This is a genomic window from Marinomonas sp. FW-1 (assembly GCF_005222245.1).
Lineage (GTDB): Bacteria > Pseudomonadota > Gammaproteobacteria > Pseudomonadales > Marinomonadaceae > Marinomonas > Marinomonas alcarazii.
Window position 1 is genome coordinate 2,259,483 of the sequence record NZ_CP025987.1, and the last position, 25,262, is coordinate 2,284,744.

Consider the following 25,262-nt stretch of genomic DNA (forward strand, 5'->3'; position numbering starts at 1 on the left):
AGAATAAAGTAGCAAAGAAATACCTGACTCCCCTCTACTCACCAAACGAATCACACAGAGAACCGCAATATGATACAAAAGGACTTTCGAAAACTTGGCTGTGCAGAATGTTCAACTGGATGCGATTTAGGATTTGACTTCACTATGGCGTTTCAGCCGATTATTAATAGCCAAACCAAAACCGTGTTTGCACAAGAGGCCCTTGTTCGCGGCTTAAATCAAGAAGGCGCATTTCATGTTTTTCAAAACGTCAATGAAAGCAATCGCTATCGCTTCGATCAAAGCTGCCGCGTGAAAGCCATCAAGTTAGCTGCGGAACTGGGCATTTATAAAGACAGTTTTCTCAGTATTAACTTCTTACCAAATGCGGTTTACAAACCGGAACTATGCATAAGAACCACATTAAACGCGGCGGAAGAGTACCAATTTCCAAAAGAAAAAATCATTTTCGAATTCACTGAAAACGAACAAATCACAGACAGCAAACATTTAGAATCCATCATCTTGCATTATCAGCAACAAGGATTCCTAACCGCAATGGATGATTTCGGCTCTGGATTTAACGGCCTTAACCAACTTGCTGATCTAAAAACGGACATCACCAAAATTGATATTGCGCTGATTAAGAACATAGACCAAGACAAAAAACGCCAAATCATCGTAAGAAACTTAGTGAACCTATTTAACGAGCTCAACATGGTTGTTGTCGCCGAAGGCGTTGAAACACAAGCTGAATACCACACATTACGAGATATGGGCATTCATCTTTTCCAAGGCTACTATTTTGCTCGACCAAGCTTTGAATCGCTTGCTGAAATCAACTGGGACTAGCTAACAATATTTATTGATAAACAACCTTGAAGCGCTCTAACACTAGCAGCATATCTTCCGTTGGCTCAATACCTAGTTCCTCACATTCAGCAGAGAAAAATGCCCAGTGTGCTTCTCGCCACCAAGCCAAGGTTTTATCACCCTCACCTTCAGCGGCAGCGAACTCTGCACTAACATCACAGTATCGACTCTCCGTAACAGAAGTGATTTCTATGATACACATGGGCTTGCCATCCCAATCGGTCACAACGTGCAAATGACCAACATCTGGCATGGCTTCACCTTCATGGCTATACCAATACTTCATACTGCACGAGGCTTGTTTTTCACCTCGTACAATTAGGTCAGCGCAGACATTGGCGTTATATTCATCGGCACAATAGTAGTCAGCACTAAAAGACGTATATTTTTCAGCAACCTCTAGTGGTAAAGAATGCAGAAAACCATCCAAATACGCTTTGCTTCTTTCTTCCATAGACAACCTCAATATGTATTAGCATGTGGCAGTTGAACATACTTTCGCCAATTATGCTGTTCTTTAAAGCCCAATACTTCACGAATTTTACGGTTCGAAAACAAGGCTTCATGCTCACCCATTTCACGAGTAAATGGCACCTTAGGAAAAAAACGTTCGGCTAACTCTTTTGTTGGGATAATGGCACCATTGTGATCGTTACCGGCATTAAAGACTTGAAAGCCTAAACCGTCTTTTTGCAAACACAAATCGACAATTTGCCCAAGATCACGCGCATCGATATAACAAAACGCGTTGCGACGACGCACTTCAGGATGCTCAAAATAATGCGGAAACAGCGCCGCGTATTCATGCGGTTCAATCACATTACCAATACGCAGCGCGTAAATATCAATCCCTGAGCGACGTTGGAAACTGCGTGCCGTCTTTTCATTCACCACTTTAGACAAGCCGTAACTGTCCATCGGGTCGACGTCGTAATCTTCTTCTAATGGTAAAGAGTGGGGGTTGGTTTCACCGTCCGAAAAGCAAATACCGTAAGTCGTCTCGGACGAGGCTATAATGACTTTCTTAATGCCAAGCTTCACCGCCGCTTCGATAACGTTATAAGTCCCTATGGTATTTACACGGAAGGTTTCATTATCTGGATTAATTAAGATTCTTGGCACCGCCGCAAAATGCACAACCGCATCAAATTTAGGCACACCGGTACCCGGCTCTAACTCATCAAAACCGGCGTATGAAGTCATGGCATTAAACATTTGACCAGAATCCGTGATATCGGCAATAAGATTATCTACCTGCGGATGATCTAATGGCGTCAGGTCAAGGTTCAAGACTCGATAGCCCTGCTCCAGTAGATACGCAACCGCATGTTTTCCTGCTTTCCCGGATCCACCTGTAAACAAAACACGCTTTGCTGTCATACACTCACCTCCATGAATTTTAATTATTATTGAAAGACTCTACTTCATTCTTAGATAAATAGCGCCATTGTCCGATACCAAGGTCTAAAAAAACGTCACCTATTCGCTCTCTGTGCAATGCTACAACTCGATTGCCAACGGCGGCAAACATACGCTTAACCTGATGAAATTTGCCTTCGGTGATGGTTAAAAGGACTTCTCTTGGTGCAATAATGTCTAATTTGGCAGGACGAGTTAAACCTGTCTCACCTTGCAATTGCAGCCCTTGATTGAACTGAGCCACCAGATCGACACTCTGCTCTGCTGGAATGGCTTTAGACAATTGAACTCGATACACTTTGCCGCAATCATTCGTGGGTTGTGTAATATGGAAAGACCAACGACCGTCATCGGTGATCAACACCAAGCCCGTTGTATCTGCGTCCAAACGCCCCGCAATATGCAGTTCAGAAACCTTATCAACGTCTAAATAATGAAACAGAGATGGGTACATTTCATCGATATTCGAACACACAGTACCGGCAGGTTTGTGCATCATGATGTAGCGAAAATCACGCGCTTTTAGCCTAATACCATTTAACAATACAAGATTGTTTTCATGCACTTGAGCCGCTTCATTTGTCAGCACCTCACCATTTACGACAACAGCACCAGAGTGAATATATCGCGTCGCTTCTTCTCTAGTCAGTTCTGTGCTTTTACAAACAAACTTATCTAGGCGCATAACAGACAACATTAAATAGTGAAAGAACCAGACATTATCCTTGCTGATTCGCTTTTATCAACCACACATAACTAAGGATACTTCGCATCAGTCACCTTGAATTGGTGGACTTTTAGACTTCTTAATCAAAAAAGGATTCGTTATAATCCGCGCCCTATTATTAAAAACAGATAACTCAAAAAAAGAGACTAGCCTAGATGAAATTTTACCAAGCAGTAATCGGCACAGCCCTCGGTTTGGCTGTAACGCAATTGAGCTTTGCTCAAAGTCAAATTACCTTTAAATCAGCTAAGACTAGCTCTTCTTATTATCAAATGGCGGTAGAAATTGCTCAGGCTGTAAAAAAAGACACAGACAGCAAGATCATTGTTACCGTAGAAGAAAGCCAAGGCTCCGTGCAAAACGTCATGGAAACCGCCTTTCGAGGTGCCAATTATGTATTCACAACACCGCCTGCGTTAGTCAAATTAGCGCAGAACGGTCAAGCCATGTTCAAAAACAGAAGCAACCCGAAATTTAACGATATTCGAGCGCTTTTCCCTATTCCTTCCTTAGCCATGCATTTCGTCGTATCCGATAAGAGTGGCATTGATAGTTTTGCAGATATGGAAGGTAAAAAAATATTGCTTGGCAAAGGTACGTTCGGAGCCAATGAAGGCGCTAAATACATCAATCTGTTTGGTTTAGATGGTAAAATCGACCTTGCGCAAATAGAACTGTCTAATGCTGTACCCGCCTTGAAGAACGGTCAAATTGACGGTTTTGTCACTTCTGGTTCTTTCCCTGCTCCAAACGTGATCGAAGCTTCCGCTGGCACCAAAGTAAACATTTTGTCCTTCAACGATGATCAAATTGCCCAAACCAAAAGAACCAAATTGGTCATTCCAGCGGGCACTTACGCCGGGCAAGACAAAGACATCACCACAACGTCATTGCCAGTTGTCGTCTACACCAACAGCGCAATGGATGATGAAACCGCCTACACCTTAACCAAAGCCTTTTGGGATCAAAAAAAGAACATGTCCGATTCCTCTCCTTGGTGGAAAGGCGTTACCACGGACATGCTCAGCAACATCAATGGCAAAATCCACCCAGGCGCAGCAAAGTATTATCGTGAAATGGGCGTCACTCTAAGCGAAAACCAGCAATAAGCCACGGATTTAATGTGTCATACGCGACCTTAAATCCATCACGATGCATGATTTTTGGCTGATAAATAAGCAGAACGTTCTCAATTGTCCGTTCTGCTTATTTACTGCTTATGTATTCAATGCTTGTGATACAAAGCAACCTACTTACTCAACTTCTTAAACAGGCCGTACTTTATGCCTAGCAAATATTTTTGGGCCGGTTTTGGCTTCATTAGTATCATTTTCCATTTAACGCTGATTTTTTCAGGATTAGTGCCAAACTTAGTTAGTCGACCGCTTCATATGGCGCTGGCTTTGCCTTGGGCCTTTATTTTCTTAAGCAAAACACCTTTGCAGCGCTATACAGGTTATGTATTCACTGTTCTTGGGCTAATCGCCACTTTTTGGGTAGCTTACAATGCCGATCAATTAATCGATCAATATGGTTACATCAGTGAAAACTACCAACTGTGGATCGCAGGCATCTTATTACTTAGTGTTTTAGAAATGGCAAGACGTTGCATCGGTTGGCCCTTGCCTCTCGTCGCCGCCATCGCACTTTGTTACGGCTTGTTTGGGCAATATATTCCAGGCGAATTTGGCCACCCAGGAACACCCATCGGCAGTTTCTTGGGCACTTTAACCATTGCGGAAGGCGGCATTTGGGGCAAACTGACAGGCGTTTCTGTCAGCATTGTTGCCATCTTTGTTATCTTTGGCGCTGTGCTAAACGCAGGGGAAGCAGGACAAGGCTTTATGAACCTCGCCATGGCGGCAGCGGGAAGACTTCGCGGTGGCGCAGCCAAAGTATCCGTTATTTCCTCGGCGCTATTCGGCTCTATTTCAGGTTCGGCTTCAGCCAACGTGGCCTCAACGGGCGCAATCACCTTGCCAGCCATGACCAAACTGGGCTACCCAAAGTCTCTTGCGGGAGCAACAGAAGCGGTTGCTTCTTCTGGCGGGCAAATCATGCCACCTTTGATGGGGGCTGGGGCTTTTGTCATGGTTGAGCTGACGGGCATTCCTTACCAAAGCATTATGATGGCGGCCATCTTGCCTGCTATTTTATACTTTTGGGCCGTTTGGGTTGGAATCGACGCCTTTGCACTGCGTTATGACCTCAAAGCCGTCAGCAAAGATCAGCAACCAAGTCGACGACAGCTACTGATTACTTGCAGCTTTTTCATGATTCCATTTGCCATTTTGCTTTGGGGAATGTTTGGGCCTGCATTTACGCCACAATTTGCGGCCAGTATTGCCATCTTTGGCGCGGCGCTTCTGCTCTTCTTTAACTCAAAAGGCGTATCGAATAAAAAGCAGATTTTTGAGCGTCTAGAAGACGTTAGCATTAACGCTGGCAAACAAATCTCTATGATTGCCGCCATCATCTTGTGTGCGTCTATCGTGGTTGGCGTCTTATCCATTACTGGATTAGGCGTAAAAATCACGTCACTGATTATCTCAGGCTCATCAGGCATGCTTTGGCCTGCGATCATACTTACTGCTATTGCTTGTTTAATATTAGGTATGGAAGTACCAACAACGGCAGCTTATGTCATCTGTATTTCAGTCGCTGGACCTGCCTTAGCTCAGCTAGGACTTTCACCGCTTCAAGCGCACTTATTTGTATTCTGGTTTGCTTTGCTTTCCACCATCACACCACCCGTTTGCGGAAGCGTCTTTATTGCGGCTGGCATGGTAAAGGAAAACTGGTTAAAAGTGGCGGGCGTCGCCATGATGCTGGGAATCGGCTTGTATTTAATCCCACTAGCGATGATCGCGAATCCATCATTGATCGAACTCGGCACAAGTCCATGGCTCGCCATTGCCAGTGCGCTAAAAATCGCTCTCGCATTATATTGCATTTCCATGGCCTTAATTGCGCCATTTAAGCCAGTGAAACGTGCACTGTATTTGTCTGTTGGACTAGTGTTGATTTTTGCGTTTTCTATCTAGAAGACATCTAGGCTCCTAGAATCGTAAGATCTAGGAGCTTAGGGTATGTTTCCACAGCAAATAAGAATATATTAACGACACCCGAAAACCTTCAAACTTTTTATAAAACAATGAGTAAGACGATTTATTAATGTCTTAAACAAAAACGAACAAGACAAAACTTGTTCGTCTCATCACGACACTTAGCCAGTAAAATAGATTTAAGCGCCCCATAAACGCATTTATAAGCTATAATCCCCATCCCTTTCTTTTCAATTCCCTTACGACAGTCTGTCAGAGCACTTTATGCCATTTTCAAAACTGGGATTATCCAATCCTATTGTTCAAGCTATTACTGAATTAGGTTACCTAAAACCAACCCCAATTCAGAAACAAGCCATCCCAGCGATACTATCAGGCAAAGACCTAATCGCCACTGCACAGACAGGAACGGGCAAAACGGCTGCCTTTGTTCTGCCACTATTAGAACGATTCACTAAAGCCGGCACATTACGCGGCAAACGCATCCGTGTGTTGATTCTTGTGCCCACTCGCGAGTTAGCGGTTCAAGTCGAAGCCAGTGTGGCCCAATACGCGAAACACACAAAACTCACCTCGATGGCGGTGTATGGCGGTGTGGATACCGAAGCGCAAAAAGAACGCTTAATTGAGGGAGTTGATATTCTGGTTGCCACGCCGGGCAGGTTGCTCGATTTGGCTCATCAGCGCGCGCTGCACTTTGATGAACTTAAAGTCATGGTATTGGATGAAGCCGATAGAATGGTCGACATGGGCTTTGTTGACGACATAAACAAGATCATGGAGCGGTTGCCTGAAAACCGCCAAAATCTCTTGTTTTCTGCCACTATGACAGACGATGTTCGCGCCCTTGCCTATGATTTTTCAGACAGCAAGATGACAGATCAAGCAGCGGAAATCTCTATTTCTCCAAACGTTCACGCAGCCGCCAATATCAAACAATGGTTAATCACGGTGGATAAAGACACCAAGTCTGCTCTATTGAGTCACTTGATTAACGAGCAAAAATGGGATCAAGCACTTATTTTTATCGAGAAAAAACACGGTGCCGCTAAGTTGGTCGATCAGTTAGCAAAGCGTGGCATTGTGGCCGATTGTATTCATGGGGATCGAAGCCAAGCAATGCGCGAAAAGATCTTGGCTCAATTTAAATCGGGAGAACTAAAGTACCTGGTCGCCACAGGCGTGGCGGCACGTGGTTTGGACATTGGCGAATTAAGTCGTGTTGTCAATTACGACCTACCATTTAAACCCGAAGAATACATTCACCGCATTGGTCGTACAGGCCGCGCTGGCGCGTCTGGCGAAGCCATTTCTTTCGTTGCCATGGGAGATTTTAAAAACCTTTGCGCCATCGAAAGCCGACTAAAACACATCATTGATCGCAAAGAGATCGCAGGATTTCCGGTCAGAAAGGTCGTTCCTGTTTCAATCTTAAACTACGTTCGTAAGAGTAATCGTTAAACCACTCTTTTAATAAATAAGTCCCTTTAAGATGAAAAAGAATCGACTATGGCAACAATGTCGTTTTATACGGTTCTTTTTCATTACTTAAGTAAAAAGCAATTATTTAAATTATAAGGGCCGACAAGACATACAAAAGTTTACAAAGATAGACGCTTTGCTGTATATCTAAGTAGTGAAAAATGACGTTGGTAAATAAAGCAAACAAATGAAAGACAATATAACGGTATCCATTTCTTCAATTGATGGAACAAAGCATTTTAGTTTTGGAAAAAGAACTCGCCACACATTCAAGTTTGTAAGTTATGTCATTTTTATGGCTGTTCTTCTCACAGCAGGGGTTATTTACTACTTAGTTAATGATGCCGAAATGTCAAAGATAAAGTTACTAGAACTAGAAAACAAATCGTCCTCTTTGACAAAAGAAATCACCTCGCTTACCGCTCTTAAGTTAAGCTTAGAGCAGGATTTGTCGGAGCGAGAAGAACGAATGCTGTTAGTCTCGGATCGCTTAAACGACCTAGAAAAAGTACTTGGCTTGGATGATCAGAATAATACGGAACTGGAATCTCGATTGGATACAGCGGCAATGAACTCATCATTACGAGTGGCCATGCTGACACAGATACCAAGCGGTCCTCCCGTTAAAAATGCCAGAACCTCGTCAGGCTATGGCAAACGACAACATCCAGTTCTTGGGATAACAAAGATTCACCGTGGACAAGACTTCGCAGTGAATACAGGAACACCTATTTATGCACCAGCGGATGGAACCGTTGAAGTCACAAGACCAAGTAAAGAAGGTTCAGGTAACTTTCTGCGCTTATTGCATGGATATGGCTTTTCCAGCTCTTACTCTCATATGAGTAAGTTTGCGGTTAGCAAAGGCGATTTTATTAAAAAAGGCGACTTGATCGGTTATTCTGGCAACAGCGGATTAACCTCTGGGCCACATCTGCATTATGAAATACGCTTCATTGGACGAGCACTCGATCCTAAGCCATTCATAGAGTGGGATGTTGATAATTTTGATTCAATTTTTGAAAGTGTAAGAGGTATACGATGGGAATCTTTGGTGGGCAAAATAGAGCTAAGAGTCAGTCAGCAACTACAACTCTCATCGCAGAAGGCTGCACAATTAACGGACAAATAAAAGTCGACAACCATCTGCAAATAGACGGCAATGTTGAAGGACAAATTGAAGCAACAAAACAAATTAAAATCAGCGTATCTGGCGATGTTCAGGGCGAAATTACCACCGACCGCCTGATCATTAATGGCAAGTTTGAAGGTATTTGTCGCGCGAACTACATTGAAATTCTAAGCTGCGGCTGTGTCAGCGGCACAATTTACAGCGATAACCTCAGCATCGAGTCTGGCGGCAAGTTTACAGGGATCACCAACCCATCAGAAAAAGAAGTTCAAAGCCAAGAACCATATGGTCGTCTTAGCAGCCTGGACACCTCAGACGAGCTAGATAATCAGGAGGACAAGATTGTCCTGATGAGCCATGATAAAAACGCTTAACTAGGCGAAAACGCACTCAGTAATTCAGCATTGGTTGGGTACTCTTGTAACAACTCAACCAATTTCTGAGCGCCATCAACGGGCGCAAGATGAGTAAGTGAGCGACGCAACGCGCGTACTTTTTCTAAGTCTTTGCTATCGATCAGCAGTTCTTCTCGGCGAGTACTGCTTTTCGCTATATCAATAGCAGGAAAAATCCTGTGGCTCGCCGCCTCTCGTGACAATACAATTTCCATGTTCCCCGTGCCTTTGAACTCTTCAAAGATCACTTGATCCATTCGGCTTCCCGTATCAACCAAAATCGTTGCAAGAATGGTCAGTGAACCACCATTTTCTATTTTTCTCGCAGCTCCGAATAGCTTACGCGGAATTTCTAGCGCCCTACTATCAAGACCACCAGACATCGTTTTGCCACTGCTTCTTCTATCCGCATTATGAACGCGAGAAAGCCGGGTAAGGGAATCAATTACAATCATCACATCTTTGCCTTCACCCGCCTGAGTTCGCGCAATATCAAGTAAATCATCCGCCACTTTAACGTGTTGAGCATAACTTTCATCCGAAGAAGAAGCGTGCACATCGGCAGCCACACTTCGTTTAAAGTCCGTCACCTCTTCTGGGCGCTCATCAATCAATAATGCATAGAGTTTTATATCAGGGTAAGCCGATCCGACCGCCTGACAAATGTGCTTTAACGTGGTTGTTTTCCCTGAGCCAGGTGGCGCAACAATCAAGCCTCGCTGTCCCAAACCTATTGGTGTAATTAGATCCATTGCCCGCATTGATAAATGCGTAGAACCCAACTCAAGACGAATACAAGGCGACGGATGCACTGCAACGCCATTTAAAAACCGTTTTTGAGGATCATTGGGGAATAAATCCTCAGCGGGTTCTTCGACAGAGGCTACAGTTGAAGTACGCTTGCCTTTCAAACTTAGTATTTTTCTCGTCATAGCAGGGGTTATCGCCTTGGGTAATTTAAAAGTCCGTGTGTGCATTTGAACACAATGCTATTACAAATCACGATTTATTTCGCTTTAAGCAAGCACTCTCGGCTCATTACCTTCGTAACGCACAATATCAGAATGTAAAAGCTCAGCCGCTTTTCTGCAGAACCTTCCACTTTTATCGCACTTCTGTTTAACATTATTGCCAGTTTCAAGACAACGACTAGCCTCATATTCGTGTAAACACAGAATGGGGCAGCCACAAAAAATGCGACCTATATCGCATTTTTAATAACCAGATTCTGAATTCAAAAAAGAACATTGATTCTTAACAACATCAATTAATTCTCAACCGCTCAATGTATTTTATATACAATCTAGCACTGCTTTCGTGAGCGTTATATAGGCCATCTAAGGTGGCTTTTGATGCTGAATTCCCTGCCTGTTTACTATATTCAAGATAATAACTTTTTGCATTCAAGCACAATAATTCGACTTGATCTTCGTTACTTTTCCCACAGTCAGCCAACTCCCCTTTTCCAACTAAAAAGAAATAATTCTCTTTTATAGACGTTCGAGAAGCCTTGCCAGCAGCTCCACAGCTTTCATCATATACATTTTTTAAATGCCCGTAAGAAGCTTGTAAACTAGGATCACTACTGCCCTTAATCGCTTGAATATTAGCGCTCATAGATTGACAAGAGTCATCATTAGCCACTGAGCTACCAGCCTGCTTTAGCTGCTTATTTCGCACGACTTCAATCGCCTCTTTATTTGCCGCAAATAGTTTTGGCGCATAGAGACGTCGTTCGACAACCGCTCGCTTAGCTGGATCGGGTATCTGAGACGTTTGCGCTAAAGATTGCTGAAGAGTTGCAAGACTATTTTTTTCACCTTCTTCGGACCAAATATCTTTCGCTGTGGCTGTCATAACCTGAGCCGCATCATCCGCGGATATACCTGAAGACACAGCCATGCCACCAATCACTGCGGTAGCGAATACTTTGCCAAATAGGCCATCATCGTCGCTGGTACTTTTATTAAGAGTGCCGCCACCCTGACGAATCAAGCTTGCGGCTTTAGACCCATCGCCGCATTTGTCTATCGCGTAATCTAATGTACTGTATTTTCCGATTCTTGGAGAATAAGCATCAGCACCATGAGAAAGTAAATAACTGATAGCATCAGTATTACATTTTCTTGCGGCATGCATTAATGCGGTCATACCATTATCATCGCTATAATCTATATTCGCCCCAGCGGCTAATAGCATGTCCATTTGCAAAATAGTGTCGGATTTATTGTAAACCGAAAAAATACGATGCAGTGGGGATTGTCGTGAAGTAGTAGACCCTCCAGTTGCTACAACATTTGGATTTGCACCCGCGGCAAGTAAATCCGCTATCGCTAACGTATGACCTCGTTCAGCAGCAATCAATAATGGCGAGTTTTCGTGAACAGCAAAACCAATATTACTCATTATCATGGTTTTATATTCAACATCAGCGCCAGCTGCTATTAACAGTTGAATAGCTTCTACATTACCGACTTTAGATGCTTCCCACAAAAAACTTGCGCCATTAACCAAACGGCCATTTGGGTTAATACCTGCCGCTAACATAGCTGTAAGCATATCGGTACGATTCCTATCTATCGCCTCTCCGACTGCGCCTGCTTGAATCCCAGAACTCCCCACTGTCGATAACAATCTCGACAACTCATTATCAAAAGCAACTTTATCTCCAGAGATGACCGCACTTTTTAACACAGAAGATGGCTCGATGGGTTCTACATAAGGTTTCCTTGATGCACACCCTGAAATGATGACGCAAAGAAAGAAAATTTTTATCCATAAGGGCCAGTGCTTAATCATTTAAACCTCACATATGTACTAATAATAACTTACACTCTTTTAAAAAGTGCTTAGATGACTCTAAAACGATTAAAATAGAAATGAGTTTTTTTACAAATATAAACAGCAACTTTATTTTGTTCATACCCCATATGAGGGTATATTTTAACTTATATTTCCCCATGTACTGGAGCATCCCGATATGAAAGAAAACGCCATATTGGACTTAATAGATCTTATTTATGAACGTGGGTTTGAACATAGAGATTGGGACTATGTTCTAGAAAGGCTCTGTGAAACATTAAGAGCAAAAAGTGCTGGATTATTTTTCATAAAATTTCATAAAAACCTTTATCGGGTACTTGGGAGCTATGGTGTTCCAAGCGACTTTTCACCTGAATACCAAGAAAAATTAGGTGTACATGATGCAACAGGAACCATCATGAAGGCCTTACCTGAAGGGACGGCACTTGGGGTAATAGATCATAAAACATCAAAAATAGATTACCCTGATTTTTACCAAAAATTACTGTTACCTAACAATGTTGGCTACATAAGCGCTTTAAACATTTGTAATAATACAGAGTACTTCGTTGGTATTGGCATTCATCGCGGTATGGATCAGGAACAATTTAGTGACAACGAACTAAAAGTATTATCACGACTCTACCCTCATTTCCGAAGAGTATTTGATTTCTCTGACATCCTTGAAAAACTCCATGAAAAGGAGGAATTGCTTAGCAGTGCACTAGCCAAAGTTCCGCTTGGCATAATTGCAATCGATGCTGATATGAGGATTCATTTCATAAATGATTTAGCAGCTTCATTAGCTAATAGTGTCTTTGGCCTTGATATTAAAAATAAACAATTATTTACCGATCAGACAGCATCGCAAAAGCAAATTAAAGCAAAAATACAAAGTGTATTAGACGGTCAGGTCTCAGCGTCATCATTGCAATTGGACAATAACAATAATATGACACCATTATCCATAACGATCACAAACTCAAGTATACAAGGTTTAGAAATATTAAAAGATGAACTCAATACACCAAATTTTGCCCTAATGTATATCTCACATCCTGATTTTTGCTCGCATATGTCATTGGGAGTTCTCAAGGAGGTATATAAGTTAACTACATCAGAAGCTCAACTAGCATTAGCCTTAACAAATGGCTTATCCCTACAAGACTATGCAGACTCTAAGAATATCAGCATTCAAACCGTAAGAAGCCAACTCAAAAGTGTGTTTAATAAAGTACAAGTAAACTCACAAACTGAACTAGTTCGCACTCTGATTATGAGCTCCTTCAATCTCTTATCTTGATAAGTAATTATAAGTTACTCTTAACATTCAAGGTCGTTTTTTCCCTGAGCCAGGTAGCGCAACAACCAAGCCTCGCTGTCCCAAACCTATTGGTGTAATTTGAGGATCATTGGGAAATAAATCCTCAGCGGGTTCTTCGACAGAGGCTACAGTTGAAGTACGCTTGCCTTTCAAACTTAGTATTTTTCTCGTCATAGCAGGGGTTATCGCCTTGGGTAATTAAAATGCGGTGTGTTAAATATCAACACGCTGATGTTACAGCCATAACCACTCATTTGATATTGAACATTGACTAATTCAATCTCGCCATACGAATACAATTACGACCACTGTTCTTTGCTTCGTACAAAGCTAGGTCTGCTTCTTGGAACAAGCGCTGAGGATCCACCGAAAGCTCAGGCCAACTTGCGATACCAATCGAAATCGTCAGGCTTTCTAAAAACGCGCCTTCATACTCAATCTTAGTATTCTCTACTGCAAGCCTTAGCTGTTCGGCTCGCTGCAAACAATCACCGCCCTTGGCTCGAGGCATAAGAATAACAAACTCCTCGCCACCTAATCGACAGACGATATCCGCTTGACGGAAGAAGCGGTTCAATAAGGCCGCCATCGTTTTTAATGCTTCATCCCCTGCTGGGTGACCATAGGTATCATTAAACTTCTTAAAATGATCGATATCACAAATTAATAATGACAGCGGCTCTTGATTCCTTTCCGATGACGCTATTTCATATTCCAACACTTCGGTAAAAAAGCGCCTATTTTTTAGCTTCGTTAAAACATCTTCATAGGAAAAACGCTGCAACTCTTCACGCAAAGCAAGATTCGCAAGTGTCATGTTAATTTTATCGACAGCCCGCTCTAACAAAGGCATAAACTGATCCGCTGGATAACAACGGCTCTCTTCCGTCACTTTCACCTGTAATAGCGCGACGTAGCTAACGACGCCTTGCTTATTGACTATCTTGAATGGAAACAGTCCTTGCTTCTGATCAAAAATGGCCTGTTCTATCACCGCCACACTAGGAGAAGTTGGCATTTCGACATTACGCCCCCAGCACTGTATGTCTTGCCAATTATCTGAGTTGACCACACTAAAAACACCAGAATATGGCAAACACAACTCAGCAATGCTATTGCCAATTTTATCAAGCCCCTGCTCTAATGTGTGGCAAGTCTCTAGGGCCAGAACAATATCACCGGCAATCTCCAGCTTTTGCTGCTGAAATAATAAGCTTTCGGAACGAAGCTTTTCTTTCTCTGCCATAACGGTGAGCTGCTCAGTTCGCTCGTTTACCTCAGACTCTAGCGATATATTCAATTTGGCTAAACGTCGCTGAGTAAACAAATAATGATTAAATGAAAGCCCGATAATCGCAACGGCAAACAGCAGAGCACCGCTTGATACAGGAACACTGCTCCATGAAACCCATCCATGAGCCACAAACATATCAAGCATCATCACAGCACAAAAGCCAAAGTAGGCAAGAATCAATATTTTCTGTTCTAAGCGTACCCGATTAAAAACAAACAACACAGAAGCAATCAACAGCAATAGCGTTACAATAAAGATGCCATCAAAAATAGGATACAGCTGGCTAATACTCACCACACCAAACAAACTCCCCATCCCAGCAGCCACCAAAAACATAAGATGGAATTTCCACAACCACTGAAAATGACGAACTTCTAAATGTGCCTTTGATAGCCATTCAGCCAACAACATAAACATCGGGATGGGCAACAAGAAATAAGCATAAGCGCCCACATAGTTCCAAAGTAACGGTTTATCCCACACCAACTTCATGACTGGGATATCCCCAAAACCAAGCCTGCGGCCGCAAGTGAAAAGAAGCACACACTCAAGAATTGACGACGCTGCCCTCTAAATATGGCAAATACCGCCGCCATTAGGGCAATAAATAAAGTGATGCCCGCAACAAGAATACCCTGAGAGGACTCACTTACAACCTGCGAAAGAATATCAATCCGTTCGCTAAGCTTTACTTCACCCCAGAAGCCAATATTGTGATAGTCAGAAAACACACGAAAATACAGGGTCTTTCCAGCAAAATCTTCTGGCAGCACGATCATGTGCCACGGCCAGCCTGCGAATTCGCCAGAGCCATCTTGATTAAATTGGCCATGTTTATAAATTCGCTCACCATCTAAATAAGCTTCTGCCAACAAGTCGATACTAGAGGCAAAAAACACAGGATCTCTTAGTGAAACATCGGGCAAAGTGATACGAAACCAAACATTTTCAAAAGCCCCCAGCGAAGGAGGATCGGCAGGAAAGTCTATTGGTCGCCATTGGGCGGAACTGTCTTGTTGAGTCCAGACCGGCACACCGTTAGAGTCAAACGGTGAATCCCCCAAAGAATACTCCCATCCAGTGTCTAGGCTTGTGTCTTTTGCCAATGAAGTGGACACTATACATAGTCCTACTAAAACACAGCATATTCGAGCAAAATTGAAAAATATTTGATGTAAGTACTTCAAAGTATTAACCGATTAAAATTAAGAAAAAAATGATCTATAGAGCAAAAAGTCACTCTAGCTTTTTTAATTAGATTATGAAAGCAGGTAATGTAGATCTATCACATTCACCCTTTTAATAAATCACGCACTATAAAAAAATATTATAGAGATTTTATTATAAGAAAACGTCTAAATAGATTTTAGAATTCACACACGGCTTTCATAGTGCTGACTTATTATAGTTATAACACTATTTTATAAAATATAGGCGAGGTTTTATCATTACCATCATCTCACCATGGATAAAGAACATTGAAGACATGTAACCAATGAATTTATTAAAAAAATACACAGGCTGGTTTGTCCTAGGCACCTTGGCACTTTACCTGATATCTGTCACACAACTTATTTCGGTGTTGCTCCCGACAATATTAGCTTGGTCTGCCAATATTGCCATGTGGCATAGCTTAGCACCCAGTGCAAAACGTCAAGTAAGTTGGCTTATGATTATTGGTAGTATGGCACTACTCTTTGCTGGATCCCAAGGTACTTGGATGACATGGCAACAGGTTTTTGCTGTCAATATACCTATGCTGGCAATGTTTGTGGCTGTTTCTTTTTTAGACTTAACCAACACAGCCGATAAGAGTAGTGAACTTCCTACAGGGTTTAAAGCCATCCTAAATACAGCATTAGGGGTTCAAATTTTAGGTGCCGTAATTAACCTTTCTGTTATTTTGGTATTTGCTGACCGTATGAAGGCGCCGAACAAATTAAGCCCCGTACAACAATTTGTCCTAACTCGTAACTTTGCCTCTGCAGCTTGGTGGTCACCGTTTTTTGTTGCAACAGGGATTGCATTAACTTATGCACCCGGAATGCAATGGCAAAAAACACTGATTCCAGGCTTAGTGATGGGAGTTGTCGCAGTTATTTTTTCGACCACAGAAGCATTTCATCGAACAAAAGGTGATTTCAAGGGCTACCCAATTAAGCGCGAAAGCCTTTTTATCCCTGTCTTCTTAGCTTTGTCAGTGATACTTTTTCATTATATTTGGCCAAACATCAGCATACTTGTACTCATTTGTATTTTAGCGCCCTGCGCAACCATTCTGCTAATTAGCACCAACTCAAGAAAAGACAGTCTGCTTAAGTTCGTCAACCACAAGCTCCCTCAAATAGGCAGCCAATTTGCATTATTCTTAGCCGCGGGAATTTTCTCCAATGGTATCAGCGCCATTATTTTGAGCTACCCAGAATTATTTAATTTGGATAATTTCACCTTTAATCCGCCACTATTTTCTTTTGTGCTTGCAGCCATGATTATCGTCGGCGTCATTGGCGTTCATCCTGTAATCAGTATTGCTATTGCAAGCCCCATGCTACTGCCTCTTAACCCAGACCCGACTCAATTAGGCTTCTTATTTCTAAGTGCTTGGGCTATTTCCGCAGGCAGTAGCGGACTGACAGGGCTTGGATTACTCATGACAAGTCGCTATCAAATACCAACTAAAGTTATTGTCATGAACAGCCTTCATTATGCTGTTTTCATGTGGGTATTATGCTGTATCGTAAATTGGCTATTTTTATAAATCTTATATACAAAAAATTACATAAATCATTTCAAAAAATAATCACACAATAAGAAAATTCGATTCCATGAATAAAAACTCGATAAAAACCATTGAGGTTTATTCTTAAATTCTCTTCTAGATACAACGAAACTGATTAGACATCTGAAATAATATTGAATCCACCATAGATAATACGTTTACCATCAAAAGGCATTGGATTTTTATCAGGGTCCATTCTTAGGTCTTCCATTGCAGATTGCCATCCAGCATCACGAATTTCTTTTGAGGGCCAAGTGATCCAAGAAAAAGCGATCACTTCATCATCCTTCTTTTGAACAGCCAACGGAAAAGAAGTCACCTCACCTTCAGGAACATCATCGCCCCATGCATCCACCACATTTAATGCTCCATAATCTTTGAAGACAGCCGCCATTTTTTCAGCGTGCTCTATATATTCTTCTTTATTAGATGCAGGTACTGCTGCGACAAACCCATCTACATATGACATTGAGTAACCCTCTATAGTTGAATCAAATAGATATAAATTTCTCACTTGGACCGAGCTCTATTTTTACTACAGCAATTCTAGCTGCCTTCTAGCACTACCGCCATTTGAAAAATATAAAGAGCTAAAATGACGGCTCTGATTGGCGTTTATGCATGCCTATATTAGCTGATGATAAAATCAACGGTGTTACCCACCACTAAAACCCCGTAAAATGCCGACCTTTAGTACCGGTGTGCTGTTAAGTGAAATGACATCAATCAAAGAGACTATAGAATGACCGAACAAGTTCAAGTAATCGCAACGCACAATGGCAACTTTCATGCAGACGACGTATTTGCCGTAGCGGCACTTAAACATATTTTTCCGTCAGTAGAATTAATACGTACACGTGATTTAGACGTAATGGCAAAAGCGGATATAGTGGTAGACGTAGGCGGTATTTACGATGCAGAAACAAACCGCTTCGATCATCACCAAAAAGGTGGCGCAGGAGCACGAGAGAACGGCATTCCGTTTTCATCCTTCGGCTTAATTTGGCAAAAATACGGCGTAGAAATATGCGCAGGTGATAAAGAAGTCGCGAGCGCCTTAGATAAAAATTTAGTGTCTGCCATCGACGCTATAGATTGCGGGCACGTGGAAGGCGTACAAACAGGCATTAGCCTAAGCCAAACCATCTCCATGTTTAACCCTACATGGCAAGAAGAAGGCGATTTTGACGCCTGCTTTGATGAAGCCGTTGCCTTCGCATCTCGCATCTTAACTCGCTTCATTGCCGCAGCAAGTGGTGGCGTAAACGCAAAGGCCATCGTTGCTAACGCCATTGAAAAAGCCGAAGACCCACGAGTCATCGTGTTAGAACAATACACGCCATGGAAAACCACCGTACTTAGATTGTCCCAAGACGCCTTGTTCATGGTTTACCCATCGCAAACCGGACAGTGGCGCATACAAACCGTGCCTGTTGAACTTGGCTCATTTGAAGACCGAAAAAAACTGCCTGCGCCTTGGGCAGGACTGTCAGACAAAGAACTGCAAGACGTAACAGGTTTGGACGATGCCATGTTCTGTCACAACGGCTTGTTTATCGCAGGCTGTGCGTCATTTGAAAGCACCATGAAAATGGCCAAAATGGCGTTGGAATATTAGATATTTGGAATAAAGAAAGACCGATGACTGAAACATCGGTCTTTTTTGTGTTTCCTGTACGTATTATGCTCGCTAGTCGCGAACTAAGCTTCCGCTTGAATAATCAGCCTTAAGGCTTGAGTATAGTATTTTCCGCCAGAACCTGTTCGCTTTAGGTATTCATTAAGTTTACTCTTAGCTTGCTCTGGATCTTCCAATTTTAGCAAAGCTTCTCCCCAGAAATAATAAAACGCATCTTCCATTGGAGTATCAAGCTTATCAAGTAAATTGGCGTATATAACCGCATCTAAATACTCTTCTTGTTTTAAGGCATCAGTATAAGCGATAAGGTATTTGTCGCGTTTTAGCGACTCAGGAAGCCCCTCGTCACGAGCTTCGATTTCTTTTATGCGATTTTCAATTCCAGCCATTTTTTGCTTTAGTAAATAGGCTTCTCTGTATTGGTGGATCATATCTGAGGAAATGTCTTTGTTATTTTTGGCGTAGTCGTAAGAGTTGTTCCCATCATTGTTTTTAATTTCAGGGTCCATTCCTAGACCGAGCAGATATTGCACTACATCAGCCTTGCCCATATAAGTAGCGAGCATTAAAACGTTTCTGCCATAGTTATTGGTGAAATGGATATCTGCATCAGCTTCGACCAAAATACGTATGGTTTCAAGGTTACCACTGTATCGCGCGGCAGCTAAGAGAGGCGTCCATTGTTCATCGGAAGCTTGGTTTACATCTGCCCCAGCCGCAATCAGTTTTTTTACCAGAGAGTTGTAACCGCCTTCTGCGGCGTAATAAACGGGAGTGCGCCCATTGTCATAGCTCTCAGTATAGTTACGGACATTTGGGTTATAACCATAACTCAGTAGGCTTTCTACTTCCGCCACATCATTATTCCTAGTGGCAGAAATTAATGCGGGTTGTGAAGAACATCCTGTAAGGATCAGAAGAAGTATTAATGCACAGGGCTTTGTGAGTTTAGAAAAGGATATGTTCATAAAGTCTCTTAAAGTCTCTACTTGTACTATAGTTTAATTCTAGAAATCGTTATGGCTTTATAAAATAGTTAAGACCATAATACAATTTTTTGCTATATACCATAGTATTTAACTAGCATATTGGGCTGTGCGAAGAGAATCTAATGAAGATAAACCAGCGCTTAATTTATTTTGTATCGGTAACGTTTGTTAGCGTCGTATTTTTGTTAGGTGTGAAGGCGAATGCCCTATCACTTGAATCACTAATGAACGAAGATCAGGAAAGTGTCTCTAGTGGCTCTCAAGCATCCTCCAGCACTGCTTTTGAAGAGGCCATTAAAACAGAAGCAGCAAAAGCAGAAACAACACCTGAGGTAAGCATTTCCATAGGCGATATGATGGATAAAACCCCAACAAAGCAGGGAGAGCTTTCTCTGGAAAACATTTATCAAGGAAGGTCGCAACATCAGCTGATGACCGCGAAGCAAGAGCTAGCCTCCCTTAACAATCAGCTTAAAAGCGACTGCTCTTGCTCATTAAGCTCATCTAATGCTTGCTACGATTTTAATGCGCGCTCATTGGGGTTGACTCAGCAAAGTGTCATCAGTGCGGCCAATGAGGCCAACCAAATTCTTACTAATCAATCGAAAACTATTTGCCAGAGCTGGAATAACGCGAAAAATTTTGCCTCAGATGATCCTCAAACTATGCAACAACAAGTAGTGGTGATCAAACGCTATAAGAGCCTTCTTAATGAGGTAGAAAAAGCCAGCCAAGAGACTGCACAAAAGCTAACAAAACAAAACCGCCAAATAGAAGCAGCTATTGCCCAGCAAGAAGAAGACTCAGGGTTTGATTGGGGTAAAGCGATGGCGATGGGCGTTGGTGCACTAGCTGGTGGTTTAGGCGAGCTAGATATTGATTCGCAAACGCAAATCATCAGTAGCATTATTCAAGATAGCTACTCTAACGACTCCTCAATGAATAATTTACAAGCGACGGTGAATGGCCTCAGTTCCCAAATGAAGCAAGCATCGGGTAGTCAGAACAGCCTATCTAGTGGGCAAACAAACGGCAGCGGGCAAACGCAAAGCTTTTCCATCGACTTTGTTTATCGCGACTCTTGCCCTTCGCCAAGCAGTACTAAAATTAATGCGCCAATTAAAACCAATAGCCAAGCCTGCGCTAATGCCATGCAACGTTATGCTAAAGCCGCCAGTTGTAATTTGATAGATGATCTCGAAGCGGCACAGAGTGCTTATTACAGTGCTTGTGCTTCGGAGATTTACCAGTGAGATATTTACTCGGTTTCAGTGCTCTACTAAAAACTTATAGCTAGCTTAAAACCGTTAGGCGTTTCGAATTGGACGTTCGCACACGTAAACAGAGATAGTGGCAAAACCTCCCTGGAAAGGGTTCTCAAACTTCACTAAGTGGGATTCCACTGTTTCAAATACAGTACCCAACAAAGCGATAAAATCGTCTTCCGGTGGGTTCTGTGACCACATCGCAAAAAAACCTTCCTTAACTAATTGACGTCATAAGGGGTTGGAATTTCACAGTCAGCCCCCAGCTCCTGAGTCATACACTGTTATAATCAAGGAGTACAAATATGAGTCGTCATTTTGAAAAAGCCGAAGGGTTGTGTGAAGAGAAAGACCCAGCAACAAATGGATTTGTGTTCAACCAAACCATGTTGCGCATTGCCGACCCTGTTCGCACTCTCGATTTTTATACTCGAATCATGGGTATGACGCTATTAAAGAAACTCGACTTTCCTGAGATGAAATTCAGTTTGTATTTTCTGACTCACGGTGAAGACTTTTCCGATATCAGTAGCGATGATGCAGAACGAACGGCGCAAACCTTTGGCCGCCCTGCTATGTTAGAACTGACCCATAACTGGGATGATACTCCAGAGAATACGCAATACCACAACGGTAACAGTGACCCACGTGGTTTTGGTCACATTGGTTTTCATGTGCCCGATCTAGAAGGCGCGTGCCAGCGTTTCGAGGCACTTGGTGTGCCATTTCAGAAGAAACTAAGCGATGGCAAAATGAACAACATTGCCTTTATCAAAGACCCAGATGGCTACTGGATTGAAATATTCAGTGCAAACCGCATGGCGAGTTAAACCACATTAAGCAAAAAGGCCCCTTTGGAACATGACAAAGGGGCCTTTTTTCTGCGATGAACTTTACTGCTAGCCTTTGTTAACACCGCCTTTGTTTGTTCTGGCATTTCTCTTCTGCTTCTTACGGTCGTTTTTCTCAGTGATGATCTTGATGGCTTCATCTTTGGTTAAATGCGGGTGTTTAGCGATCAATTCTTCCACTTTGGTATCAAATGCGGTCATTTATAAATCTCATGTATTAAAAAGTACGAACAAGATTTGTATTTTAGCTCAGGAAGCGTATAGAAGATAACAATTCTTAGCAGCGACGGATGTGAGTTTTTTGAAGCTAGGTAAATAATAAGCCATCTATACAACCCAAGATTGCCGCTTGGCCATGAAAACATTAGGCTTAGGCAGATAACCCGTCTTTATGCATCAAGGTAAAAAATGAATATTGTCTTTCTTGGAACCTCGGCAGGCGTTCCGACCAAAACTCGTAATGTAACCAGCATCGCGGTGCGCGAAGAAAGAGGCAACGGCTGGTACCTTGTCGACTGTGGCGAAGGCACGCAACATCAGATACTTCATACCAATTTATCGATCAATGCCTTACAAGCCATCTTCATCACGCACATTCATGGCGATCACTGTTATGGGTTGCCAGGCATATTAGCAAGTGCCGCCATGAATGGCCGCAAGGCGCCATTGAAAATTATGGCACCAAGTGGTGTGAAAGAATGGGTGGAAGCGACTCAGCAACATACACAACTGTATCTGCCCTATGACATTGAGTTTGTCTGTACTGATGATCTGACATCTGTCGAGTTCAGAAAAGTTCGTGTGGAAACGGTCGCCCTGTCTCACCGAGTCCCCTCTTATGCCTACTGTTTTACCGAAAAAGACATCAACCCGCGCTTGGATGTGGAAAAACTGGAGCAGCATAACATCCCCAGAGGGCCACATTGGGGGCAGTTACAAAAGGGGCAAGATGTTGAACTAAACGGCCAGCTAATCCATTGTGAAGACTATTTGTTATACGATAAAAACCCGCAAAAAATCATTGTTGCAGGCGACAATGACCAGCCAGAACTCTTGTCTCAAATAAGCCATGGCGCCAGCGTACTGGTTCATGAAGCCACCTACACCAAAGACCTCGTTGAGAAGTCAGGCAACAGCTACGGCCACAGTGACGCCGAACTTGTGGCGACCTTTGCCCAGCAAGCAAACATCCCCAACTTAGTGTTAACGCACTTTAGCCCTCGCTACCAAGCTAACCCAAACCTATCCCCTTCCATCGCCGACATTTATCAAGAAGCCAAAGCCCATTATTCGGGCAACCTGTTTCTCGCCAACGACCTTGACGAATATCAGCTGAACAAAGCTGGTGAATTGAAAAAAAGGATCTAGAGGATCTAGAATCAGATGAAAAAATGCTATTTTTCATCTGATTCTAATATCCAATCTGTCTCTAATAGGCTTCGCAGTTCCGCTATCGTATGCTGGCTATAAACCTTGATGCCATTACGCTCTAACAAAGTAGCGGTTACACCTGCACCATCGATTTTATTTCCTTTAAATGTGCCATCGTATATTTTCGAACTGCCACATGAAGGACTTCCTTCTGCAAGCACGGCATAGTCTATTTTTTGCTTTTGGCAGAGTTCCAAAGCCTTCTTGGCGCCACTCACAAATTGAATCGTAACATCAACGCCATCGTTCCCAACAACCTTTGCAGCGCCATCGAGAACATCAATACCTCTTCCTTTGATTATTTCAGCAGGTGCTCTTGGAGTAGGTAGACCAGCAGACACTTCAGGGCAAAAAACCACCAGTTCTGCATTCGACCTGAGCCAAAAAAAATCAGACTCAGGGATGGATAAACAGCTCGCGTTGTATCTCACTTTATTGCCAACCAAACACGAACTAACCAGTACTTTTACCACTAGAACTCCTGTAAAAAACTAAAGCGCCGCACAGAATAATGCAAAGGGCTAAAAATAAAAATCATAAATCTCGTTTGTATCGAGCAATCATATCTTCTTGAGTTTCTGGGTCATCCTTTATTGCTAGCTGGTCGTTAATCATCGCACCCATCGTAGGAAAATCCGCCCTATCTATTTGCGCCTTTAAAGACCAAAGTTCAGTGAATTTATTACTGATAGTTCAACTCAATGATGAAATTAGATTTTTAAGACTATTTATTGATATATTTTTAGCGCATGTTCCTTTTTGATTATTTAAAATCCATTCATTTTTTTTTGAAGCCCAGTAGTCTAAAAAAGACTTTCTCAGTTCCACATCATGAAACCTCAATACAATGACACAATCACTAATTATGACATATTCACTATCTAGAATAACAGTTCTACCTACATCACGCCCAACACGGTGAATTAAGATATCTCCTCTGGAAGCATATTTAAAATTAGATTTTTTTTCACTGTTAGAAAAGTAATATACATTTGAAAAATCTTTAAAATTAGCATAATTATGATGAAATGGCTCTCCTAACAATCGGCACTCTTTACTACTATTTGCGCCTCTAAAAATAGTATAGCCTATATTATTAATTGCATTTCTTTTAAGAAAAGTAGAACCAAGTGAAATTTCACTCTTCTTAATATTACCCGATGAAAAAACAAAATAAGGTATACTATTATCAACGCTAACTGGTTCAATCTTTTTTATAAAAAGAACATATGTCTTCGCTTCTGTTTTTTTAAAACTTTTGTATTCACAATCAATTACTTTTATCAAAGTAAACTTAGAAAAAAGAACCTCTCTAAATTTAGAAAGAGAATAAGATGAGAAAATAAAATCCGGAACAATTACTGCAAGAGTTGCGCCTTCCTTCAAAAAAAACAAATTCCTTATAATAAATAAAACTTCCGCTCTAATCTTAGAGCTTTTATTAAATATAAAATTAAAGTCTTGACCTAATATAGACTTATAATTGTCGTTAATATCTATGTAAGTAAATGGTGGATTACATATAGCCAAGTCGAAAGAGTTAGCTTCCATATTCAAATTTATATCTAGAGCATCACTACATATATGAATGTCATTTGGATACTTTTGTATAAGTTTATCTGTATTGTTTTTGTCTAGATCTACAGTAGTGAAACGAATATTATCATTAAGCGCCTTGATTGGATCGATAAGTGCACCTTTACCTGCACTTAGTTCAAGGCAGGAGTGCACGTTTTCAACATCAAGCATTGATGCAAGCAGAAAACTAGTAGATTCAGATGTGTAGTATTGATTTAATTCAACCACTTTTCATGAT

At 42.0% G+C, this 25,262-nt stretch carries 26 protein-coding genes; 12 read left to right on the top strand and 14 right to left on the bottom strand.

From position 1 onward, the window contains the following. The first annotated feature begins 69 nt into the window (after positions 1–69). Entirely contained in the window at positions 70–831 is a 762-nt protein-coding gene (locus tag C1X04_RS10590; RefSeq protein WP_110573069.1) for an EAL domain-containing protein, read from the top strand. A gap of 10 nt (positions 832–841) precedes the next feature. Here the strand turns inward: C1X04_RS10590 and C1X04_RS10595 are convergent, their stop codons facing one another. Genes C1X04_RS10595 through C1X04_RS10605 form a run of 3 tightly spaced genes read right to left on the bottom strand, consistent with a single transcriptional unit; the run spans position 842 to position 2,956 of the window. Then, positions 842–1,306 (bottom strand): ASCH domain-containing protein, encoded by a 465-nt coding sequence (locus C1X04_RS10595; protein ID WP_137169880.1) that lies wholly within the window; start codon positions 1,304–1,306, stop codon positions 842–844. 8 nt (positions 1,307–1,314) lie between these two features. Continuing rightward, positions 1,315–2,232 carry an NAD(P)-dependent oxidoreductase gene (locus C1X04_RS10600; RefSeq protein ID WP_137169881.1) on the bottom strand — a complete coding sequence of 306 codons (918 nt, stop codon included), beginning with the start codon at positions 2,230–2,232 and terminating at the stop codon, positions 1,315–1,317. 19 nt (positions 2,233–2,251) lie between these two features. Beyond that, a complete protein-coding gene (locus C1X04_RS10605) occupies positions 2,252–2,956 on the bottom strand; it encodes a pseudouridine synthase (protein WP_110574418.1) in 705 nt (234 codons plus the stop codon). 197 nt (positions 2,957–3,153) lie between these two features. Between C1X04_RS10605 and C1X04_RS10610 the strand changes: the two genes are divergently transcribed. The 5 genes from C1X04_RS10610 (at position 3,154) to C1X04_RS10630 (ending at position 9,051) form a co-directional block, all read left to right on the top strand. Beyond that, positions 3,154–4,107, top strand: coding sequence for a TAXI family TRAP transporter solute-binding subunit (locus C1X04_RS10610; RefSeq protein ID WP_110573076.1), 954 nt, complete (start codon positions 3,154–3,156; stop codon positions 4,105–4,107). Between the two features lie 174 nt (positions 4,108–4,281). Beyond that, a complete protein-coding gene (locus C1X04_RS10615; RefSeq protein WP_137169882.1) occupies positions 4,282–6,042 on the top strand; it encodes a TRAP transporter fused permease subunit in 1,761 nt (586 codons plus the stop codon). A gap of 285 nt (positions 6,043–6,327) precedes the next feature. Continuing rightward, positions 6,328–7,524, top strand: a complete 1,197-nt coding sequence (locus C1X04_RS10620) for a DEAD/DEAH box helicase (protein ID WP_137169883.1) — start codon at positions 6,328–6,330, stop codon at positions 7,522–7,524. Positions 7,525–7,840: 316 nt separating this feature from the next. Then, positions 7,841–8,677 (top strand): M23 family metallopeptidase, encoded by an 837-nt coding sequence (locus C1X04_RS10625; RefSeq protein ID WP_245926988.1) that lies wholly within the window; start codon positions 7,841–7,843, stop codon positions 8,675–8,677. Next, positions 8,587–9,051, top strand: a complete 465-nt coding sequence (locus C1X04_RS10630; protein WP_137169884.1) for a polymer-forming cytoskeletal protein — start codon at positions 8,587–8,589, stop codon at positions 9,049–9,051. Before C1X04_RS10625 ends, C1X04_RS10630 begins: the two co-directional genes overlap by 91 nt. Here the strand turns inward: C1X04_RS10630 and rho are convergent. Next, entirely contained in the window at positions 9,048–10,004 is a 957-nt protein-coding gene (gene rho / locus C1X04_RS10635) for a transcription termination factor Rho (protein WP_137169885.1), read from the bottom strand. The genes C1X04_RS10630 and rho overlap by 4 nt on opposite strands. A 331-nt stretch (positions 10,005–10,335) precedes the next feature. Beyond that, positions 10,336–11,766: an ankyrin repeat domain-containing protein gene (locus C1X04_RS10640; RefSeq protein ID WP_175404927.1), complete on the bottom strand. Its 1,431-nt coding sequence runs from the start codon at positions 11,764–11,766 to the stop codon at positions 10,336–10,338. A gap of 286 nt (positions 11,767–12,052) precedes the next feature. Here C1X04_RS10640 and C1X04_RS10645 point away from each other — a divergent pair, with 286 nt between their 5' ends. Next, on the top strand, positions 12,053–13,177 hold the full coding sequence (locus C1X04_RS10645; protein WP_137169887.1) for a LuxR C-terminal-related transcriptional regulator: 1,125 nt from the start codon (positions 12,053–12,055) through the stop codon (positions 13,175–13,177). Positions 13,178–13,204: 27 nt separating this feature from the next. Here the strand turns inward: C1X04_RS10645 and C1X04_RS10650 are convergent, their stop codons facing one another. The 3 genes from C1X04_RS10650 to C1X04_RS10660 all read right to left on the bottom strand — a co-directional run bounded on the left by C1X04_RS10650 (position 13,205) and on the right by C1X04_RS10660 (position 15,610). Continuing rightward, entirely contained in the window at positions 13,205–13,372 is a 168-nt protein-coding gene (locus C1X04_RS10650; protein WP_175404928.1) for a hypothetical protein, read from the bottom strand. A 97-nt stretch (positions 13,373–13,469) separates the two neighbouring features. Continuing rightward, positions 13,470–14,984: a GGDEF domain-containing protein gene (locus C1X04_RS10655; RefSeq protein ID WP_137169888.1), complete on the bottom strand. Its 1,515-nt coding sequence runs from the start codon at positions 14,982–14,984 to the stop codon at positions 13,470–13,472. Further along, complete coding sequence (locus C1X04_RS10660; RefSeq protein WP_137169889.1) at positions 14,981–15,610, bottom strand: hypothetical protein; 630 nt, start codon at positions 15,608–15,610, stop codon at positions 14,981–14,983. The genes C1X04_RS10655 and C1X04_RS10660 overlap by 4 nt, the downstream gene beginning before the upstream one ends. A gap of 377 nt (positions 15,611–15,987) precedes the next feature. On the opposite strand from C1X04_RS10660, the gene C1X04_RS10665 reads away from it, so the two are divergent. Further along, positions 15,988–17,250, top strand: coding sequence for a hypothetical protein (locus C1X04_RS10665; protein ID WP_137169890.1), 1,263 nt, complete (start codon positions 15,988–15,990; stop codon positions 17,248–17,250). Between the two features lie 136 nt (positions 17,251–17,386). Here the strand turns inward: C1X04_RS10665 and C1X04_RS10670 are convergent, their stop codons facing one another. Beyond that, the gene (locus C1X04_RS10670) at positions 17,387–17,740 is read right to left on the bottom strand and encodes a DUF1428 domain-containing protein (protein WP_110573096.1); all 354 of its coding nucleotides are present in this window, start codon (positions 17,738–17,740) and stop codon (positions 17,387–17,389) included. Between the two features lie 273 nt (positions 17,741–18,013). On the opposite strand from C1X04_RS10670, the gene C1X04_RS10675 reads away from it, so the two are divergent. Then, positions 18,014–18,889 carry an MYG1 family protein gene (locus tag C1X04_RS10675; RefSeq protein ID WP_137169891.1) on the top strand — a complete coding sequence of 292 codons (876 nt, stop codon included), beginning with the start codon at positions 18,014–18,016 and terminating at the stop codon, positions 18,887–18,889. Positions 18,890–18,972: 83 nt separating this feature from the next. Here the strand turns inward: C1X04_RS10675 and C1X04_RS10680 are convergent, their stop codons facing one another. After that, positions 18,973–19,878: an ankyrin repeat domain-containing protein gene (locus C1X04_RS10680; RefSeq protein WP_110573100.1), complete on the bottom strand. Its 906-nt coding sequence runs from the start codon at positions 19,876–19,878 to the stop codon at positions 18,973–18,975. A 143-nt stretch (positions 19,879–20,021) separates the two neighbouring features. Between C1X04_RS10680 and C1X04_RS10685 the strand changes: the two genes are divergently transcribed. Next, positions 20,022–21,152, top strand: coding sequence for a hypothetical protein (locus C1X04_RS10685; protein WP_137169892.1), 1,131 nt, complete (start codon positions 20,022–20,024; stop codon positions 21,150–21,152). 54 nt (positions 21,153–21,206) lie between these two features. Here C1X04_RS10685 and C1X04_RS18580 read toward each other — a convergent pair whose 3' ends face one another. After that, positions 21,207–21,365, bottom strand: coding sequence for a hypothetical protein (locus C1X04_RS18580; protein ID WP_181417000.1), 159 nt, complete (start codon positions 21,363–21,365; stop codon positions 21,207–21,209). 104 nt (positions 21,366–21,469) lie between these two features. On the opposite strand from C1X04_RS18580, the gene gloA reads away from it, so the two are divergent. Continuing rightward, the gene (gene gloA / locus C1X04_RS10695; protein WP_110573104.1) at positions 21,470–21,994 is read left to right on the top strand and encodes a lactoylglutathione lyase; all 525 of its coding nucleotides are present in this window, start codon (positions 21,470–21,472) and stop codon (positions 21,992–21,994) included. 69 nt (positions 21,995–22,063) lie between these two features. Here gloA and C1X04_RS18475 read toward each other — a convergent pair whose 3' ends face one another. Beyond that, entirely contained in the window at positions 22,064–22,216 is a 153-nt protein-coding gene (locus C1X04_RS18475; RefSeq protein ID WP_175404930.1) for a hypothetical protein, read from the bottom strand. 207 nt (positions 22,217–22,423) lie between these two features. Here C1X04_RS18475 and C1X04_RS10700 point away from each other — a divergent pair, with 207 nt between their 5' ends. Beyond that, positions 22,424–23,383: a ribonuclease Z gene (locus tag C1X04_RS10700; protein WP_137169893.1), complete on the top strand. Its 960-nt coding sequence runs from the start codon at positions 22,424–22,426 to the stop codon at positions 23,381–23,383. 26 nt (positions 23,384–23,409) lie between these two features. On the opposite strand, the gene C1X04_RS10705 is transcribed toward C1X04_RS10700, so the two are convergent. Together C1X04_RS10705 and C1X04_RS10715 are read right to left on the bottom strand one after the other, a co-directional pair. After that, positions 23,410–23,919: a DUF523 domain-containing protein gene (locus tag C1X04_RS10705; protein ID WP_110573108.1), complete on the bottom strand. Its 510-nt coding sequence runs from the start codon at positions 23,917–23,919 to the stop codon at positions 23,410–23,412. Between the two features lie 220 nt (positions 23,920–24,139). Further along, complete coding sequence (locus C1X04_RS10715; protein WP_137169894.1) at positions 24,140–25,252, bottom strand: N-6 DNA methylase; 1,113 nt, start codon at positions 25,250–25,252, stop codon at positions 24,140–24,142. Positions 25,253–25,262: the final 10 nt, after the last annotated feature.